Genomic DNA, 18,338 nt, shown 5'->3' on the forward strand with positions numbered 1-18,338 from the left:
GAGTCTTAAACATTGAACTTTAAACAAATAATTATGTTTCGATCGCACACAAACGGAGAATTATCTCTCAAAAATCTTAATGAAGAAGTTACACTGTCAGGATGGGTACAGACTATCCGTGATAAAGGTTTTATGATTTGGATAGATCTTCGAGATCGTTACGGAATTACTCAGTTGGTTTTCGACCAAGACCGTTCTACAGCGGAATTAATGGAAAATGCCAAGAAATTGGGACGTGAATTCGTAATTCAGGTTACAGGAAAAGTAATCGAAAGAGTAAGCAAAAACCCAAATATTCCAACAGGAGAAATTGAAATTTTAGTTGAAAAATTAGAAGTTCTTAATGAATCTCAGCTTCCGCCTTTCACGATTGAAGATGAAACAGATGGTGGTGAAGAATTAAGAATGAAATACCGTTATCTGGATATCAGAAGAGCTCCGGTAAGAGATAAATTGATCTTCCGTCACAAAATGGCGCAGAAAGTGAGAAATTATCTTTCAGACGAAGGATTTATTGAGGTTGAAACTCCGGTTTTAATCAAATCTACTCCGGAAGGAGCGAGAGACTTCGTTGTACCGAGCAGAATGAATCCGGGACAATTTTACGCATTGCCACAGTCTCCACAGACTTTCAAGCAATTACTGATGGTTGGGGGAATGGATAAATATTTCCAGATCGTGAAATGTTTTCGTGACGAGGATTTGAGAGCTGACAGACAGCCGGAATTTACACAAATCGACTGCGAAATGGCTTTTGTAGAGCAGGAAGACGTGATGAATGTTTTTGAAGGAATGACGAAAACCTTGATCAAAGATATTACAGGTCAGGAATTCGGAGCGTTCCCAAGAATGACGTTTGCCGATGCGATGCAGAAATACGGAAACGACAAACCTGATATCCGTTTCGGAATGGAGTTCGTGGAATTGAATGAATTAGTAAAAGGAAAAGATTTCAAAATATTCGATGACGCAGAATTGGTTGTCGGAATCAATGTTGAAGGATGTGCAGATTATACGAGAAAACAAATCGACGAGCTTGTTGATTGGGTTAAAAGACCACAAATCGGGGCTTCAGGAATGGTTTGGGCTAAATTCCAGAATGATGGCGTGAAAACTTCTTCTGTGAATAAATTCTACAACGAGGAAGATTTAGCGAAAATCATCGAGAAATTCGGAGCGAAAGAAGGCGATTTAATGTTGATTCTTTCAGGAAACGAGCACAAAGTAAGAACTCAGCTTTCTGCGTTGAGAATGGAGCTTGGAAACCGTTTGGGATTAAGAAAAGGAGACGTTTTCGCACCACTTTGGGTTGTTGATTTCCCGTTATTAGAATTTGACGAAGAAAGCGGACGTTACCACGCAATGCACCACCCTTTCACCTCTCCAAAACCTGAAGATATTCATTTATTGGAAACTGATCCAGGAAAAGCAAGAGCCAACGCTTACGATATGGTGTTGAACGGAAACGAAATCGGCGGTGGTTCTATCAGAATTTTTGATAAAGATTTACAGTCAAGAATGTTTGATCTTTTAGGATTCTCTAAAGAAGAAGCAGAAGCCCAATTCGGATTCTTAATGAACGCCTTCAAATATGGAGCACCTCCTCATGGTGGTTTGGCTTTCGGATTTGACCGTTTGGTGGCAATTCTTGACGGAAATGAGGTAATCAGAGATTACATTGCATTCCCTAAGAATAATTCAGGACGAGATGTGATGATTGACGCGCCTGCCGCAATTGCTGATGAACAGCTCGATGAATTGGAATTACAATTGAATTTAAAAGCATAAATTAGAAGCGGAGATTTTTTCTCCGCTTTTTTTAACTAAAATAACCATGAACGAAGAAATTCTGACCTACAACACTCCAAATTCAGAACAAATTTTAAGGGAAATCAATCAGTACGAATTCAAAAGAATTTGGAAAAACAATTTGAAAAAAAACAATAAAAACATTTTTTGGGCAGCTTTTTTTCTTCTGTTAGCGGCTTTTATGTTGTTTTATAAGGTATATTTCGGCTATTTTTTTGCGGGATTAGGTTTAATGTATATTTCAATATTTATTAATTATCGCTCAATATATAGAAAGCATAAAGAAAAATTAAATGCTTTGCTTGATAAAGAAACTAAAGATCTTGCAACAAATTCAAAAGATGTGATTTGGGAATTTACTCCTACCTATTTCAGGTTCAAAAACTATAAATCAGATTTTAAATTTAGTTGGGAAACTATTACCTATTGTCTTTTAGACGATCACTATTTATATATTACAGCTTCTCCATACATAAATTTCATTTTAGACAAAACCAATATCGATGAAGAAAACCTCAATAAAACCATCGATTACCTTAATAACAAATCATATTTCAAGGCAATTTAATTAATAATTTTAATTTTCAACGGCACAATCATTGCACACTCTTACACAAAACGTAAGACAATGAAAGCAATTTGGAACGGTGCCATTGGCTTTGGTTTAGTCAATATTCCTGTGAAGATTTATTCTGCGACAGAAACCAGTAAATTGGATTTGGATATGCTTGATAAATCTGATTTTTCGAATATCAAATTCAAAAGAGTCAACGAAAAAACAGGCAAAGAAGTAAAATGGGAAAACATTGTGAAAGGTTATCTCATGGACGACAAATACATCATTCTCGATGAAGAAGATTACGAAGCCGCAAGTCCCGAAAAATCAAAAATACTGTCAATCGAACATTTCGTAAAAGAAGCAGAAGTTGATAGTGTTTATTTTGAAAATCCATATTTTCTCGAGCCTCAGAAAAATGGCGAAAACGCTTACAGGCTTTTAATAAAGGCTTTAGCTGAAACAAAAATGGTCGGTGTCGGAACTTTCGTTCTTCGCGACAGTGAAGCAATTGGAATGATTCGTCCTTATAATGACGAAATTTTAGTGTTGAACAGATTACGTTTTGCCCAAGAAATCAGAGATTACAAAGATTTAAAAATTCCTGCTAAAAAAGCTCCGAAACCTGCCGAACTTAAAATGGCGAAAAATCTTATTCAACAATTATCGGAAAAGTTTGATCCGACTGTTTACAAAAATACCTATTCCGAAGAATTGCTGAAAATCATTAAGAAAAAAGCAAAAGGCAAAACCGTAAAACTTAAAAAGTCCGAGCCCGCAAAACAAGGCAAAGTGATTGATTTGATGGCTCAGTTAAAAGCAAGTTTACAAAGTCCAAAATCTAAAAACGCTTCATAATGGCTCTTAAAGATTATAACGAAAAACGTAAGTTCGACGAAACCACCGAACCCAAAGGCAAAGCAAAAAAGAGTAAAGACAAACTTATTTTTGTGATTCAAAGGCATGCTGCGTCGCGTCTTCACTATGATTTCAGATTAGAAATGGAAGGCGTTCTGAAAAGCTGGGCAGTTCCGAAAGGCCCGTCACTGGATCCGAAAGACAAGCGTCTGGCGATGATGGTGGAAGATCACCCTTACGATTATAAGGATTTTGAAGGAAATATTCCCGAAGGAAATTACGGAGCCGGACAAGTCGAAGTCTGGGACAGCGGAACTTACGAACCTTTAGACGAAACCAGCAAACTTTCGAACGAAAAAGAATTGTTGAAAGAATTAAAAGCCGGTTCATTAAAATTCATTTTACATGGCAAAAAGCTTAAAGGTGAATTTGCTTTAGTTAAAATGAAAAATGCAGAAAATAACGCTTGGTTATTGATCAAACATAAAGACGATTTTGCGGAAGAAAAATATGATGCTGAAGAAAATACTTCACCGAAATCTTTAGTAACAAAATTTTTAGAGGAAAAAAAAAGCCTAAAAAGCAGCAAAAAGAAGTCATAACTTCTGAAACAAAACCTAAATTTCAACGATTCAATTCTTTAGTCGACGAAAAAAAACTAGAGAATTTCATTAAACCAATGCTTGCCAAATCTTTTGAAAAAGCATTTGATGATGAAGACTGGATTTTTGAAATAAAATGGGACGGTTATCGTGCGGTTGCCGATCTCAGCAATGAAAAACCTCTCTTCTACTCCAGAAATGGAATTTCTTTTTTATCAGAATTTGACAAAGTTTCACAAGATTTTGACCAACAGAAATACAAAATGATTCTCGATGGTGAAATTGTAGCCTACGATGAAAATGGCAGACCTAATTTTCAATTATTACAACAAATTGGAGATAATCCTAATTTAGCCTTAGTTTATCAGGTTTTTGATCTGCTTTGGCTCAATGGTCATTCTACGGAAGAACTTCCATTAATTCAGCGGAAAGAGCTTTTAAAAGAGGCTTTGATTGAAACTGATGTTATCAAATATTGTGACCATATTCCTGAAAAAGGCACCGCTTTTTTTAATCAAATGAAAAAAATGCAGTTGGAGGGAATGATCGCCAAAAAATCAGACAGTCTTTATATTGAAAATCACAGAAGTTCAGATTGGCTGAAAATAAAATTTACCAATACAGAAGAAGCTATAATTTGTGGATTTACAGAACCACGCGGATCGAGAGAAGGTTTCGGAGCATTGATTTTAGGAAAATATATTGACGGAAAGTTGATTTATTCCGGACACACGGGAACAGGTTTTAATAAAGAATCATTAAATCTGCTTCATGAAAGACTGAAAAAATTAGTAATAAAAACTTCACCGTTTGAAACCGTTCCTAAAACAAATATGCCTGTAACATGGACAAAACCTGAATTGGTCTGCGAAATAAAATACTCCGAAATTACCAAAGACGGAATTTTCCGACATCCTGTTTTTGTTGCGATCCGTGAAGATAAAAATCCTGAAGATATTAATGAAAAACCTAAAAAAATGAAAGCCAAAACACCATTAAAAAAGACTTCAACTTCTGAAAAAGAAAAGGAAATCACTTTAGACAAACATAAAGTAAAATTGACCAATCAGGATAAAATTTATTTTCCGAAAGACGAGATTACAAAAGGTGATGTGATTGAATATTATCAATCTATTGCCAATTATATTTTACCGCATTTGAAAAACCGTCCCTTGTCATTAAATCGTTTCCCCAATGGAATTGAAGAACAAAGTTTCTATCAAAAAGATGCGAGTGACAATATTCCCGACTGGATTAAAACGACGCAGGTTTATTCGGAATCTAATGATAAATACATCGATTATATTTACTGTAATGACAAGGCAACGTTGGCGTATCTGAATAATTTAGGTTGTATTGATCTGAATCCCTGGAACTCTTCGCTTCCCGATTTGGAGCATCCTGATTTTATGGTTTTAGATCTCGATCCTTCAAAGAAAAATAGTTTTGATGATGTGATTGAAACCGCTTTACAGGTAAATGAGGTTCTAAATTCAATTAAAGTTAAAGGGTATTGTAAAACTTCAGGAAGCACGGGAATTCACATTTACATTCCAATGGCTGGAAAATATGATTTTGACCAAGTGAAAGATTTTGCCCATATTTTGATGAAACAAGTCAATGAAAAGCTTCCGAAAATCACAACTTTAGAAAGAAGTTTGCAAAAAAGAAACGATAAGAAAATTTATCTTGATTATCTTCAAAACAGAACGGGACAAACGTTGGCGAGCGCCTATAGTTTAAGACCAAAAGAAGGAGCTTCTGTCTCTATGCCTTTGGATTGGGAAGAATTAAAACCCGGTTTGAAACTGACTGATTTTAATATCCATAATGCCTTGGAAAGAATTAAAGAAAAAGGTGATCTGTTTAAACCTGTTTTGGGTAAGGGAATTGATATGATGAAGGTGTTGGAATTGTTGCAGAGTGTTGAATAATTTTGATATTTTTGAATGAACTAAAAATACAGAATGAAAACTTCAATTTTATTATTAATTCTCATTTTTTGCCTGAGTTGTTCTGAGAAAAAAATAGATAAAAAGTCAAACTACGATCAACAGAATTATTCATTTGATAATATATTAAGCTACGGCAAAGGAGATACCATATTTATAAAATCAAGATTTCAAGATTGTGGAGAATGGGGTGGTCATGAGGAGTTAGTTAAAATCTACCGCACAGAACGAAAACCCAAGTTGGCTTATGTCAAATTCAAGGTTGATTGCGGAATCAGAAATTCATTAGGTCAAATAATTCAAACCAAAGAATTTACCCAACATATTTTATTATCAAATTCACAGCAATTAATATTGATGAAATATATGAATGATTTAATGAAATTTCAGTTTCTTAAAGATGAAATTTCACATTCTGGAAACTCTTTTTATTTAAGTAGTACCAAGGGAGATTTGAAAATTTCTTATTATGGAGACCAATCTTTACCTTTAAACAGTTACAATACTTTAATGACTGCATTAAAGCTTCCAAAAGTAAATATTGAAAATAGATAATTAAGGTAATTTCGCTACCAAGCTTTCCGGCAACACTTTCAAAATTAAATAAATAATTTTCCATTTAAAATCCGGGATAATGGTGAAAGAATTCCCTGCATTGACGATATGTTTGGCTACATAATCAGGTTCCATAATTAAAGATTCATTTAATTGTAGCCCATCATTAATTTTTGTTCTGATATAACCAATCACCAAAGCATTGACTTTAATATTTTTTGAAGCTAATTCTTGTCTCAAACCAGCTAGATACGTTGTAAAAGCCGCTTTTGTACTTCCATAAACGAAATTACTTTTTCGACCTCTTACTCCGGAAAGTGAAGACAAGCCAATGATTCTTTCTAAATTTTTATTGCCTTCATCCGTCGCAATAATATTTAAAATAGAAACTGCGCCCATATAATTGGTAATAATCATTTGCTGAGTTCCTTTGAAATCTCTTAAAGCCTTTTCATTATCCACCAAAAAGCCTGCAGCGTAAACTGCAATATGAGGTTTTACTGGAAGTTCATTATAGAATTTCTGATGTGAATCAAAATCTGCTGCATCAAAATATAAAACCGTAATTTTTGATTGGTCTACATTATTGGAAACGATAAAATCCTCTAACGATTTTGTATTTCGGGAAGCTGCAATGATCGAAAATCCTTTTTCAAGATATTGAATGATGCATTGCTTCGCAACATCGGAGTTTGCACCTAGAATTAGAATGGTCTTGTTTGTGTTTTGATTCATGGGGCAAAGATATTTTATTTTAAAATTTAAACACAAATTTCACAAATGTTTTCACTAATAACACAATTTTTTGTTATTTCGACGAAGGAGAAATCTATCTTTAAAAGTATGCAATAGATTCTTCACTCCGCTTTGCTTCGTTCTGAATGACAGCTTTGCGCATAGTTTTGCATGAAGGCATCCTATAAAAGAATCGGCGCGGTGAGCTTTGCTCACCGCGCCGAAACGTAATATTTTAAAAACTAAAAATTATTTATTTTCAGTAGTTTCGATTTCTTTTTTCTCAACTGGTTTATCAGTTGTTTTTACTGCTTTATCTCCAAAACGAGTTTCTGTAAATTCTCTAGAAACTGCTGCTTTTTCGAATTTCAATTTCCCAGATAATGTTTCAATAACAAAACCATCATCCTGAACCTGAGCAATTCTTCCGTGAAGACCAGAAGTAAGAACTACTCTAGTTCCAACTTTTAGGTTTTCCTGAAAAGTTTTTTCTTTCTTTTGTTTTGCTTGTTGTGGCCTTATCATTAAGAAATAAAAACCTACAAACATCACCCCCATCATGATCAACATCATTGGAGACGAACCTCCTGCTGGAGCTGCTTGTAAAAAGATTGTTAACGTATTCATTATATTATGGTTGAATATTAGCAGTAAATGTTAATTTAATTGGAGCTTTATCTACATTAGCAAAAACATCTGCATACTTACTTACGTTTCCGTCAAAGCTTGAAGAGTCAAAATGCAAAGTGATTTTTCCTTTTTTACCTGGCATAATCGGTTCTTTTGTGAAATCAGGAACTGTACATCCACATCCTGGCTTTACTTCAGAAATTACCAAAGGATTAGTTCCTGTGTTTGTAACTTCATATACGTGCTCTACTTTATCTCCTTTTTTGATTTTCCCAAAATCGAAGCTGTTTTCAGAAAGAGCAATTGTTGTTAATGGCTGGTTAGATGGAGCTGGAGTTCCTGCTACTGCCGGATTAGCTGTTGCTGCACCTTCTTGTACATGAGCTGCAGAAGAATCAGTTGTTGGTGGCAAATTGTTTGCAGCACTAGAATCTACTGCTACAGCATCTGATCCCTGAACTTCTTTGCTTTCTTTTTTACAAGAAACTAAACCAAAGCCTATAATAGACAAAGCGATAATTGATAACGTCTTTTTCATGTTAAATTCTATTTTGATCTTTACAATATTTATCTAAAATTCCGTTGATGAAGATATTTGATCTGTCTGTAGCAAATACTTTAGCGATCTCAATATATTCATTAATAATTACTCTTGAAGGGGTGAAGGCAAAATTATCTAGCTCAGAAATTGCTGTTGTTAAAATAACTTTGTCCATTAAAGAAACTCTATCCAAATCCCAGTTATCCAATCTTTCACCTAACTTTTTCTCATTGCTTTCCCAGTTGTTCAGTGTGTCTCTCAACAATTTACCTGCGAAATCCCTGTCTTCATCATCTTTCACCATTTTGATCAAAGTTCTGCTGTCTTCATCTTCTTTTAGAAAACCAATCGTTTTTTGAACCATTGAATTAGCAATATGAATGTCATCATACCAAGTTAATTCTTTATCCCCAAGATATTCATGAAAATCTTCATTTTCAGCGATGTATCTTAAAAATAGTTTTCCAATAAATTTTTGATCTTCCTCAAAAGAATACCCATCTTCTTTCATGAAATCCTGATAACGCTTTCCTGCAGTAATTCTTTGGAAAGTTCTTACCAATAAATCATCATGAAGGTCCCACTTCAATTGTTTATGCTGACCAGTAAAAAATAATCTCTCAGGATTTTCTTCAATCTTAATTAATACTTGGTTGCTGATGAATTTTTGATTAGGATTGGTATTAGCATCGGTTTTGATGTACTTATTCTTACCGATTTCGATCTGATGTTCTGCAAGATCTTTCAACGCCACCAAAAAGTTTAGTTCATAGATATACAGATAATAGATTTTTTCTATTCCAGAGAACATATTTTTCTCTAAAACATCAAATTTTATTGGATTTTGGTAGTAAGAATACACACTTTCTACTACTTTTTCACGGATTTGTCGTCGTCCTAACATTCAAAGAGCTTTTTATGGGTGCAAAGATACGAAATTTAAAATTTATGAAATTCGTAGTCTGCTTCTATTTTTGTAATTTTGTAAAACTTTATGAAAGCTTTAAAAACTCTAAACCCTTATTTTTGGAAACATAAAATATTATTGTTTTGGGGGTCGCTATTTATCATCACCAGTAATTTTTTCAACATATACAAAGTACAGTTTGTAGGAAAATCGGTGGATGAACTTACAAAAAACGGAAATTTCGGCTTCAATAAGCAGATATTAATTTATGTTGCTATTATTGTTGGATGCTCGCTTCTTACCGGATTTTTCACCTTTATGATGAGACAAACCATTATTGTAGCATCCAGAAGGATTGAATATGAGTTGAAAAATAAAATCTACAGACATTATCAGGAATTATCTTTAACGGATTACAAACAAACGACGATCGGAGATTTAATGAACCGATTAAGTGAAGATGTTGTAGCTGTAAGAATGTATTTGGGTCCTGGTGTGATGTATGTTGTGAACTTAATTATCTTATTAATTATCACAAGTATTTATATGCTGAAAACGGATGTATCAATGACTTTATGGACATTGTTACCTCTTCCGATTTTATCATTTGCTATTTTCAAGGTAAGTTCAATTATTAATAAGAAGTCGAAAATCATGCAGAAAAGCCAGTCTGCGATTTCAACTTTTGTTCAGGATAGTTTCTCAGGAATTCGTGTGGTGAAGTTTTTTGCGAAAGAAAATTATATCAAGAAAAATTACAGCGTAAAAGTTACTGATTATCAGGATAAGGCTTTAGATTTAGCCAAAACTGAAGCATATTTCTTTACTATTATTTTATTTGTAATCGGTTTATTAAATGTTGCCATTATTTTAATTGGTGGACAGAAATATATTGACGGACAATTAAGTATCGGTAAAATCGCCGATTTCTTTATGTATATCAACACATTAATATTTCCTTTTTCAATGGTAGGTTGGGTAACTTCCGTAAACCAAAGAGCGGAAGCTTCAATGCAGAGAATCAATGAATTTATAGATAAAAAATCTGAAGTTATTAATACAAACTTCGAAAACTATCCTATTAAAGGAGATATTGAGTTCAGAAATGTTTCTTATGTCTATCCAAATACAGGAATTAAAGCTTTAGATAATTTAAGTTTTAAAATTGACGCCGGACAATCTCTCGCAATCATGGGTAAAACAGGAAGCGGAAAATCAACGATCGCCTTACTTCTTTGCCGATTAATTGATCCTACAGAGGGTGAAATTTTAATTGACGGTAAAAACCTTAAAGACCACAACCTTGAAAATTACAGAAATTTTATAGGTTACATTCCACAGGAAAGTTACTTGTTTTCAGACTCTATTGAGACTAATATTGGCTTTGCAATAGACAACCCATCCCACGAAAAAGTTGTTGAATATGCCAAGATCGCAGACGTTGATAAAAACATTATTGATTTCAAAGATCAATATAAAACACTGGTTGGTGAGCGTGGCGTAATGCTTTCGGGAGGTCAGAAACAAAGAATTTGCATCGCAAGAGCCTTAATTAAAGACCCAAACATCATTATTTTTGATGATTCACTGTCTGCTTTGGACACTGAAACCGAGCAGAATATCCTTGAAAATATAGATTCGAAAATTCATAACGCTACGTCCATAATTATCACACACAGAGAGTCTAGCGCTCAGAGAGCAGATAAAATTATTAATCTTACCGAAATTACCAATTCTTTAACCGCTTAGCCATTTCATTCGGAATTGTTAAATAAATCATAAAAAAAATTTTGTGATTAAAAGAAAACTTTTATATTTGTTCTTAACAAGATTAAAAAATATCTAACAATGAGTGAATACAAGGAACGCCATGAAAATGAAATTTTCACGAAGGTGTTAAAAGCAGGAAGAAGAACTTATTTCTTTGATGTGCGCGAGACGAAAGCAGGAGATTATTATCTTACGATTACCGAAAGTAAAAAGAACTTCGGAGAGAATGGAGAGGCTACATTCGAGAAACACAAAATTTATCTTTACAAAGAGGATTTTAAAAGTTTTCAGGAGATGTTTAATGAATCCACAGATTTCATCATTAACGAAAAAGGTGAGGATGTAATATCAGAAAAGCATGACAAAGACTTCAAAAGCAAATCTTACACAATAGATTCTGACGACGAGGTTTAAGCCAAAACAATATCTTAAAAACACAAGCATCTGAAAAAAGATGCTTTTTTTATGTTTATATTTTGATAAATCTTATTGATTTTCTTGATATTATTGCATAAAAAAAACACATTCTCAATGAAGAAAATGTGTTTAAATGTGGGTGAATGAGGGGTCTCGAACCCCCGACCTCCGGAACCACAATCCGGCGCTCTAACCAACTGAGCTACAATCACCGTTTTGGTGGTGCAAATATAAGAAAGATTTTTTAATTACAAAATAATTCCTTCAAAATTTTTCAACGCAATCAGCTTCTCAGTCGTAAATCCCTCAGCATAAGCAACTCCCGATAACCTACCTAAATCCTGTGCACGGTACGTTAAACTCTCATAGAAGTCCTTTGATGTAATCGGAGTCTCCGGTTCTTTAGAATTTGGGTCATAAAACTGAGTTTTGAACGCCATACAGGCTTCAATCTTCTTATCAAGATGCTCAGATATATCAATTACAAATTCAGGTTTGATGTTTTTCCACTGAATATAATTGAAAATATGCTTCGGTCTCCACACCTCTTGGTTTTCTCCTTCTTCAGAAGTTTCAATTTTTCTTAAGCCAGATAAAAAGCACGCATCCGACACTAATTTCGCTCCTTTTGCATGATCTGGATGTCTATCATCAACCGCATTCGCTAAAACGATTTCTGGCTGGTATTTGCGAACCATTTTTACGATCATTAATTGATATTCTTCAGAATTCACAAGAAACCCATCTTTCATTCCTAAATTTTCTCTGGCAGAAACTCCCAAGATCTTTGCAGAATTTCCGGCTTCAACTCTTCTTGTTTCATCCGTACCTCTGGTTCCCATTTCCCCTTTCGTTAAATCAACGATAACGCATGTTTTACCTTCTGAAATTAATTTGGCTATTGTTCCGCCACAACCTAATTCAACATCATCAGGATGTGCTCCAAAAGCAAGTATATCTATTTTCATTTATTCTTCTTAATTTTTAATTTGTCCAATGGAATGCCCAAAGATTAGGTTCATATTTTTGAATTTTTAATCAAGGCGTTTCATATTTTCAAATATAAGATTTAAAATAAAAACTTCCCAAACATTACGAATGGGAAGTTTTAATATCTATAATTTAAATTTTAAATTACTTGTTGATCTCTCCGTTCAGCTTTACAGCATCTTGGTATGTTGGATCTAATTGTAAAGATTTTGCAACATAATCTTTTGCTTTCGCAAGATCAGAATCTTTATTCATATAAGCTACTGCGAAGTAAGCATATGCTAAAGTCTGTTTGTTAGCTTCCATATCTGCAGGTTTTACCGTTGAGATAAATTTCTCATAAGCAATTTTTGCAGCGTCGTTATTTCCAGCTTGCTGATAAGAATATCCTTGGCTGTAGTAAGCAGGTGCCCAATCAGGAAGAAGCGTGCTCATTTTTTGCCATGTAAGGATTGCTCCGTTCCAGTTTTTAGCATCTTGGTAAGCTGTTGCCAACTTAAATAATGAATCTGTATCCTGAGCATTAGCAGCAACTTTTTGCTTTAATCCTTCGATCGTTGGGTTTGTAGGCCCAGTATCAGCAGAACCTTGTGATACAGCACCACCTCCAGCAATTTTAGCAAGTTCCATATCCCACTTCAACGTTTCGTCTTTTGCGCCTTTAGCAATCGCTACTTTTTGTTGAGCTTCAGTCATTAAAGCTGTTTTCTTAGCAGCATCTTTTTCGTCTTTAGCCAAACCAGCAGCAATTAGACCTAATAAACCTTGGTCAGCAGGCTGTACTCTAGACTTTTCAGCCTGAGAAACGAAGCTGTCCATGCTTTGCTTAGCCTCAGCATATTTTCCGTCAGCATATAATTGATATGCTCTTAATTTAAATTTAATTGGATCATCAACTTTGTCAAAAATCTTGTCTAAGATCATTTTAGAGTTTGCATAATCTTCATTAGTAAAATAAAGTTTAGCAATTTCTAACTGAGTATACGGATCTTCGTCAGCATATTTTGTATAGTTGATCAAATCCTGAGTTGCTTTCGCATTCTCCTGATATTTAATATCATAAGCAGCTAAAGCTTTGTAAGCAGGTGCATATGTAGCATCTGTAGCAATTGCTTTATCTATACTTTCTTTCGCTTGTTTCCATTGTTGTGCAGCCATCCATAAAGTTCCGATTCTTGTATAAACGGAAGCTTTATTTTTCGCTAGCGGCAAAGCTTTATCGTAAGCTGACATTGCATCACCAGGGATTTTCTTCAATCTGTAAGCATCTCCCAATGTATAGTAATAATGTGCAGGAACTTCTTTTTTAGCGGCTCTTTCAATTGCTTTATTCAAGAACTGAATAGCAAGATCCGGAGAGTTATTTTTTTCGAATAATGTTAAAGCTTCAGCCGCTCTGAACATTACTTCTGCGTCTTTTTCTCTAGAATCAGTTACAATTTTCTGGATCTCAGCAATTGCACCTTTATCGCCTTTCCCTAGTTTTACAGCAGCCAAACCTATTTTATTTAAATAACTTTTAGCATCTAGTGCAAGACCTTTGTTGAAGCTTTCTGTTGCTTTTGAAAAATCCGGTTCACCTTGTCTTAAAAATGTATTTCCTAAGTAGAAATAATTTTCAGCAGTAGGTGCTTTAGCAATCATGTCAGTGAAATTAGTTTTTGCTTGAGCAAATTTATCACTGTCAATACTGTTAATACCATCTTGTACTGTTTGCGCAGAGGCAAAGTTGGCAAAAAATACCACGGCTGCCCCAAAAGCAATCTTCTTTACATTCATAATCATTATATCTTTCATTTTAATATATTCTAAACTGAGTTAATTCATTACACAATTTTCAGACCAAAATAGTGCAATTATTTTAAGGGAAACATTAATTTAATATTTTTTAACGCATTTGAACCTCTCTCTTATAAATATTGTAGGGTTGTAATCCTTCCTTTTCTACGATCATCTGGCCAAGTTGGGTGCATGAATATCTTATGAACCCATTGGCTATGTTAAAGTTTCCTTCGTTTGTTAAAAAGTATAAAACTCTTGTAAAAGGATATTTCATTTCGCGTAATCCATCAGAATCTGCGGTATACAATTTTCCATTATTTTCAACAGGAAGAACTTTTACCAATTCTCTTAGTTTTTCGGAGGTTTTATCATACGGTCTACTGAAAGTATTCAGACCGATAACTCCTATTTTATTCGGGTATTTATTTAATTCTTCAATAATATTCTGACTTCCAGGAATTACAGAGAATTTTAAATCTTTTGGTTGTTTTTTAAGCTTCTGAGCAACGAAATTCAAATTACTTGAATTTGTTCCATCAAAAATAAAGTCTTTATTCTCAGATTGAAGACCGTTTTTAATTTCATCCATAGAAATACTTGTCTTTGGAGAATTTATAGGAACAACAAAAACGACAGCATCAGCAGCAAATTTTGCAGGTAAGATCTTCATATCAACTTGTTCCTCAAAAGCTTTAACTTCTTCGGGAGAAAGTTCTTTAGACATTACGGCAATTCTAGCTTTACCTTGTAATAAATCAAGAAAACCTAAATCTTCTTTTCTTGTAACCACTTTAATTTTTGTTTCAGGATAATTGATCATATATCCGTCTGCTAAAGCCTCAGTAACGCTTTTAAAGGATTCGTCCGTAAGGATTGTAAGCTCTCCTTTGTGATAAGACGGAGATTTATCTTCTTTTTTACAGCCTACAATGATAATACTAAAAACAAATAGCATTATAAGTTTAATACTATTCTTCATTTCCAGAATCTTTAATTTTTGAAACAGCTCTATATATTCTGAATATCCCGTAAAGGATAAGAAGCCCACCCATTGCATAAGCAACCGCCGGCTCCAAAGTTGTGAAAAAGAATTTGTAGTAAATAACTACACCTCCAAGCACTATATAAAATAATCCTGTAATCAGGGATAACCAATTGAACATCATAAAACAAAAATACCAAAAAAAATAAAAAGAGAAGCTATTGCTTCTCTTTTTTAATTATTATTTAAAGATAAATTATCCTTCAAAATTCATTGTTAAAGGTAATCTGAATCTGTAACGTACAGATTGACCATTAATTTTTGCAGGACTCCATTTATTCTTAATAGACTTAATCGTTCTTACAGCTTCAGAGTTGAAGTCTGAATTTCCTCCATTAGCCTTTACGTCAGTAATACTTCCATCTCTTTCTACTACGAAAGTAATTTCAGTTTTTACTGTACCTTCATCACCGTTCATCGCAGAACCATCAAAGCTATCTCCTACTTTCTTTCTGAAAGAGTTGATACCTCCTGGGAATTCCGCAGTTTGCTCTACCTCAGTATATACTTGAGTATCGCTCACCTGAGGCTTCACTTCAGCTGTTGAAGTTCTTGTACCTGTAGATGGTGGTGGTGGAGGTGGAGTATAAGCCGGAGCTTTTACACCTTCCTGATTGTTTAGACCAGTTGTCGTTTCTAATTGCTTAGAAATTGGTGGCGGTGGAGTTTCAATTTTTGGAGCTCTTACCGGTTCTGGTACAACGTTCTGAATAACCTCAATCTTTTCCTCTTCTTTTGGTGGAGGTGGTGGAGGTGGTTCTTCTTCTTTTGGCTGCTCTATAATTTTATCTTCCTGAAGAATCTCAACCAAATCTGCCTTAACTTCTTGTTTAGGTGGTTCAGTAAGTCTCTTAATTGTAAGATAAATAAACGGAGACAAAGCCGCAACTAGGAATAATGCCGTTCCAACAATAAAAGATTTTGTTAGAAGTCTTGGATACTGATGTCTAAGATCATAGGCACCATACGCCTTGTTTCTATTTTCAAATACAATCTCGTCTAAAGTAAGATTCTGACTGTATACATTTTCATCTGCCATAGATTTACAATTTTATGGTTAAATTACTTTGTAGCTGGTGCAGCCGCAGCTCCTTTATTTCCAACTTTTCTGTCATAAATAGCCTGTTCCCAAGGTTTCACATCGGTAACACCGTACTGCTCGCTTTTGGTAATAGCCATCTCGTCAAGAATATCTACAAAGTTTTTATATACAGCATCGTCAGTAGGCTTGATAATAACAGTAAATTTTGTTTTATCTGCCGCATTTGCTTTTGCTTGCTCAATTACTTTTCTAATCCCTTCTCTATCAAAAGTAGTCTCGTTAAGATTTTGATCAGTTAAAGATGTATTATCCTGCTGATGCCAAAAAATCTTATTGCCTTTACCCAATAATAAAGAAATTGAGTTAGAAAGTTTAATTTCTGTTGGGGGTGGTTTTGGTGTATTTTCTTTCGGTTTTGCCGGAAGACCCAAATCCATTACATTCGGTTTAGAGAATGTGGTTGTGAACATAAAGAAGGTGATCAATAGAAAACCCAAGTCCACCATAGGAGTCATATCTACCCTGGTATTCTGCTTCTTGGAACGTACCTTGCCGCCTTTGCCGCCTTTTTCCTGTACTTGTACTTCTGCCATTTCTAATGATTATTATTGTTTACCTTCTTGTGATGTAATCAACCAGAATTTAAGAAAATCAATATCTCTTAAACCTTCAAATAGGCTTTTAACTTTAGGATACTCAGTTGTAACGTCTCCTTTGATTGCTAATTTGTAATCAGGATTTACGCTTAAACTTTGTTGTACCCAGTCTACTAACTGCTTATTTGTACTGTCCATAGGAATCCCAGTAGGACTCTTGAAACTCTTCTGCTCCTCATCTGACAAATCAAGATAGCTTTTAAGTTGGTTCATAGGAACCCCAATCGCTTGTACTTTTTGAAATGCAGCTTTTTCGTTGTTGTCAAATGTAATTCCATACTTTTGACCCATTTTATCTAAAAGCTGTAGTCTCTCTGATGCGTTCTCTACCGGTTGGAAATAAAATTTCCCATCCGGAGTAGCGTTGATGGTCATCAAACTCGCATCAGGAAGTAACTTCTCTGATATTGAAGATGGCGGTTTAATCTGCTCCACGTCAGGTTTTTTAAACTGAGTGGTCAATATAAAGAATGTAAGCAGTAGGAATGCAACGTCACACATTGCCGTCATATCCGTAACTACTCCATGTCTTTTTGGTTTGACTCTCGCCATTGTTTTGAATTATTTTTAATTAAACTTCTGTTATTGCTAATGCAAATTCCTTGCTAAAGATTCAATTCTTAGTTGAACTCAGCGAAAGACTGCTGGATACTCATTGCGATCTCGTCGATCTTGTAAGTTAATCCGTCAATTCTAGATGTAAAATAATTGTAAAGAATAATAGCGATAGCTGAAGTACCAATACCTAAAGCCGTGTTGATCAATGCTTCAGAGATACCTGTAGAAAGTGCAGCTGCATCTGGAGTACCACCACCAGAACCTAACGCGAAGAATGCTTTAATCATCCCGATTACCGTTCCCAATAGTGCGATCAAAGTTGCAACAGTACCTAGAGTAGAAAGAATCATCATGTTTTTCTCTAACATTGGCATCTCAAGAGTAGTAGCCTCTTCGATTGCTTTGTTAAGAGCGATCATTTTCTGCTCCTTGTTTAATGTAGTGTCATGAGAAAGTGCTTTGTAAGTAGTAAGACCTTCTTTCACTACGTTACCTACAGATCCTTGTTGTCTGTCACACTCTTCTAAAGCTTCATCAATTTTGTTTTGATTAAGTAAGCTTCTTACTTGTACTACGAAGTTGTCTAAGTTTCCTTTTCCAGAAGCCTTACCAAGTACGAAATATCTTTCAAAAGAGAAAACGATTACAGTGATCATGAAAGTAATCAAGATTGGTACGATAACCCCTCCTTTGTAGATAATACCTAAAAACGACTCTGGGTGAATGTCTTTTCCTTCAACACTTGAGAAAGCTACAGAACCACCACCTAGTTTGTCTGCGTCTTTAAAATTCCCTGGGTTACCAAGAACGAATAAATAAATACAAACTCCTATAACGAATAAAATAGGAATAATAACAGCTGGGTTTAAACCTCCTGCTTTTCTAGCAACTAATTGCTCATCATTTTTTGAAACATTCATTTCCATATTTAACTAA

At 34.6% G+C, this 18,338-nt stretch carries 20 protein-coding genes and 1 tRNA gene; 8 read left to right on the top strand and 13 right to left on the bottom strand.

Annotated elements, in window-relative coordinates:
* Positions 1–33: 33 nt before the first annotated feature.
* The 6 genes from aspS to SB689_RS18965 all read left to right on the top strand — a co-directional run bounded on the left by aspS (position 34) and on the right by SB689_RS18965 (position 6,332).
* A complete protein-coding gene (aspS, locus tag SB689_RS18940) occupies positions 34–1,788 on the top strand; it encodes an aspartate--tRNA ligase (protein ID WP_410693653.1) in 1,755 nt (584 codons plus the stop codon).
* Positions 1,789–1,834: 46 nt separating this feature from the next.
* Complete coding sequence (locus SB689_RS18945) at positions 1,835–2,377, top strand: hypothetical protein (RefSeq protein ID WP_410693654.1); 543 nt, start codon at positions 1,835–1,837, stop codon at positions 2,375–2,377.
* Positions 2,378–2,437: 60 nt separating this feature from the next.
* Entirely contained in the window at positions 2,438–3,223 is a 786-nt protein-coding gene (locus SB689_RS18950) for a Ku protein (protein WP_410693655.1), read from the top strand.
* On the top strand, positions 3,223–3,825 hold the full coding sequence (locus tag SB689_RS18955; RefSeq protein ID WP_410693656.1) for a DNA polymerase ligase N-terminal domain-containing protein: 603 nt from the start codon (positions 3,223–3,225) through the stop codon (positions 3,823–3,825). Before SB689_RS18950 ends, SB689_RS18955 begins: the two co-directional genes overlap by 1 nt.
* Before the next feature lie 77 nt (positions 3,826–3,902).
* On the top strand, positions 3,903–5,759 hold the full coding sequence (ligD, locus tag SB689_RS18960; protein ID WP_410693657.1) for a DNA ligase D: 1,857 nt from the start codon (positions 3,903–3,905) through the stop codon (positions 5,757–5,759).
* A 33-nt stretch (positions 5,760–5,792) separates the two neighbouring features.
* Complete coding sequence (locus tag SB689_RS18965) at positions 5,793–6,332, top strand: hypothetical protein (protein ID WP_410693658.1); 540 nt, start codon at positions 5,793–5,795, stop codon at positions 6,330–6,332.
* Here SB689_RS18965 and SB689_RS18970 read toward each other — a convergent pair whose 3' ends face one another.
* The 4 genes from SB689_RS18970 to SB689_RS18985 all read right to left on the bottom strand — a co-directional run bounded on the left by SB689_RS18970 (position 6,333) and on the right by SB689_RS18985 (position 9,142).
* On the bottom strand, positions 6,333–7,067 hold the full coding sequence (locus SB689_RS18970; RefSeq protein ID WP_410693659.1) for an SDR family NAD(P)-dependent oxidoreductase: 735 nt from the start codon (positions 7,065–7,067) through the stop codon (positions 6,333–6,335). It abuts the gene before it with no gap.
* A gap of 249 nt (positions 7,068–7,316) precedes the next feature.
* Entirely contained in the window at positions 7,317–7,694 is a 378-nt protein-coding gene (gene yajC, locus SB689_RS18975) for a preprotein translocase subunit YajC (RefSeq protein WP_410693660.1), read from the bottom strand.
* A gap of 4 nt (positions 7,695–7,698) precedes the next feature.
* Positions 7,699–8,235, bottom strand: coding sequence for a DUF1573 domain-containing protein (locus tag SB689_RS18980; protein WP_410693661.1), 537 nt, complete (start codon positions 8,233–8,235; stop codon positions 7,699–7,701).
* A 1-nt stretch (position 8,236) separates the two neighbouring features.
* A complete protein-coding gene (locus tag SB689_RS18985) occupies positions 8,237–9,142 on the bottom strand; it encodes a transcription antitermination protein NusB (RefSeq protein WP_072412614.1) in 906 nt (301 codons plus the stop codon).
* Between the two features lie 90 nt (positions 9,143–9,232).
* Here SB689_RS18985 and SB689_RS18990 point away from each other — a divergent pair, with 90 nt between their 5' ends.
* Together SB689_RS18990 and SB689_RS18995 are read left to right on the top strand one after the other, a co-directional pair.
* On the top strand, positions 9,233–10,894 hold the full coding sequence (locus SB689_RS18990) for an ABC transporter ATP-binding protein (RefSeq protein WP_410693662.1): 1,662 nt from the start codon (positions 9,233–9,235) through the stop codon (positions 10,892–10,894).
* A 99-nt stretch (positions 10,895–10,993) separates the two neighbouring features.
* A complete protein-coding gene (locus SB689_RS18995; protein ID WP_034679055.1) occupies positions 10,994–11,329 on the top strand; it encodes a DUF3276 family protein in 336 nt (111 codons plus the stop codon).
* A gap of 140 nt (positions 11,330–11,469) precedes the next feature.
* Here the strand turns inward: SB689_RS18995 and SB689_RS19000 are convergent.
* The 9 genes from SB689_RS19000 to SB689_RS19040 all read right to left on the bottom strand — a co-directional run bounded on the left by SB689_RS19000 (position 11,470) and on the right by SB689_RS19040 (position 18,328).
* Positions 11,470–11,545 (bottom strand) — tRNA-His (locus SB689_RS19000).
* A gap of 35 nt (positions 11,546–11,580) precedes the next feature.
* Positions 11,581–12,300 carry a bacillithiol biosynthesis deacetylase BshB1 gene (bshB1, locus tag SB689_RS19005; RefSeq protein ID WP_410693663.1) on the bottom strand — a complete coding sequence of 240 codons (720 nt, stop codon included), beginning with the start codon at positions 12,298–12,300 and terminating at the stop codon, positions 11,581–11,583.
* Positions 12,301–12,466: 166 nt separating this feature from the next.
* Complete coding sequence (locus SB689_RS19010) at positions 12,467–14,119, bottom strand: tetratricopeptide repeat protein (RefSeq protein ID WP_410693664.1); 1,653 nt, start codon at positions 14,117–14,119, stop codon at positions 12,467–12,469.
* A 91-nt stretch (positions 14,120–14,210) separates the two neighbouring features.
* On the bottom strand, positions 14,211–15,083 hold the full coding sequence (locus SB689_RS19015; protein WP_410693665.1) for a PstS family phosphate ABC transporter substrate-binding protein: 873 nt from the start codon (positions 15,081–15,083) through the stop codon (positions 14,211–14,213).
* Positions 15,073–15,270, bottom strand: a complete 198-nt coding sequence (locus tag SB689_RS19020; RefSeq protein WP_185097261.1) for a C4-dicarboxylate ABC transporter — start codon at positions 15,268–15,270, stop codon at positions 15,073–15,075. The genes SB689_RS19015 and SB689_RS19020 overlap by 11 nt, the downstream gene beginning before the upstream one ends.
* 72 nt (positions 15,271–15,342) lie before the next feature.
* The gene (locus SB689_RS19025; protein ID WP_066754795.1) at positions 15,343–16,185 is read right to left on the bottom strand and encodes an energy transducer TonB; all 843 of its coding nucleotides are present in this window, start codon (positions 16,183–16,185) and stop codon (positions 15,343–15,345) included.
* 23 nt (positions 16,186–16,208) lie between these two features.
* Positions 16,209–16,781 (bottom strand): ExbD/TolR family protein, encoded by a 573-nt coding sequence (locus tag SB689_RS19030; protein WP_066754793.1) that lies wholly within the window; start codon positions 16,779–16,781, stop codon positions 16,209–16,211.
* A gap of 12 nt (positions 16,782–16,793) precedes the next feature.
* Positions 16,794–17,396, bottom strand: a complete 603-nt coding sequence (locus SB689_RS19035; protein WP_410693666.1) for an ExbD/TolR family protein — start codon at positions 17,394–17,396, stop codon at positions 16,794–16,796.
* A 68-nt stretch (positions 17,397–17,464) separates the two neighbouring features.
* Complete coding sequence (locus tag SB689_RS19040) at positions 17,465–18,328, bottom strand: MotA/TolQ/ExbB proton channel family protein (protein WP_410693667.1); 864 nt, start codon at positions 18,326–18,328, stop codon at positions 17,465–17,467.
* Positions 18,329–18,338: the final 10 nt, after the last annotated feature.

Origin of the sequence: Chryseobacterium sp. SIMBA_038, from assembly GCF_046535115.1 — a bacterium.
In the GTDB taxonomy this organism is placed as follows: Bacteria; Bacteroidota; Bacteroidia; order Flavobacteriales; family Weeksellaceae; genus Chryseobacterium.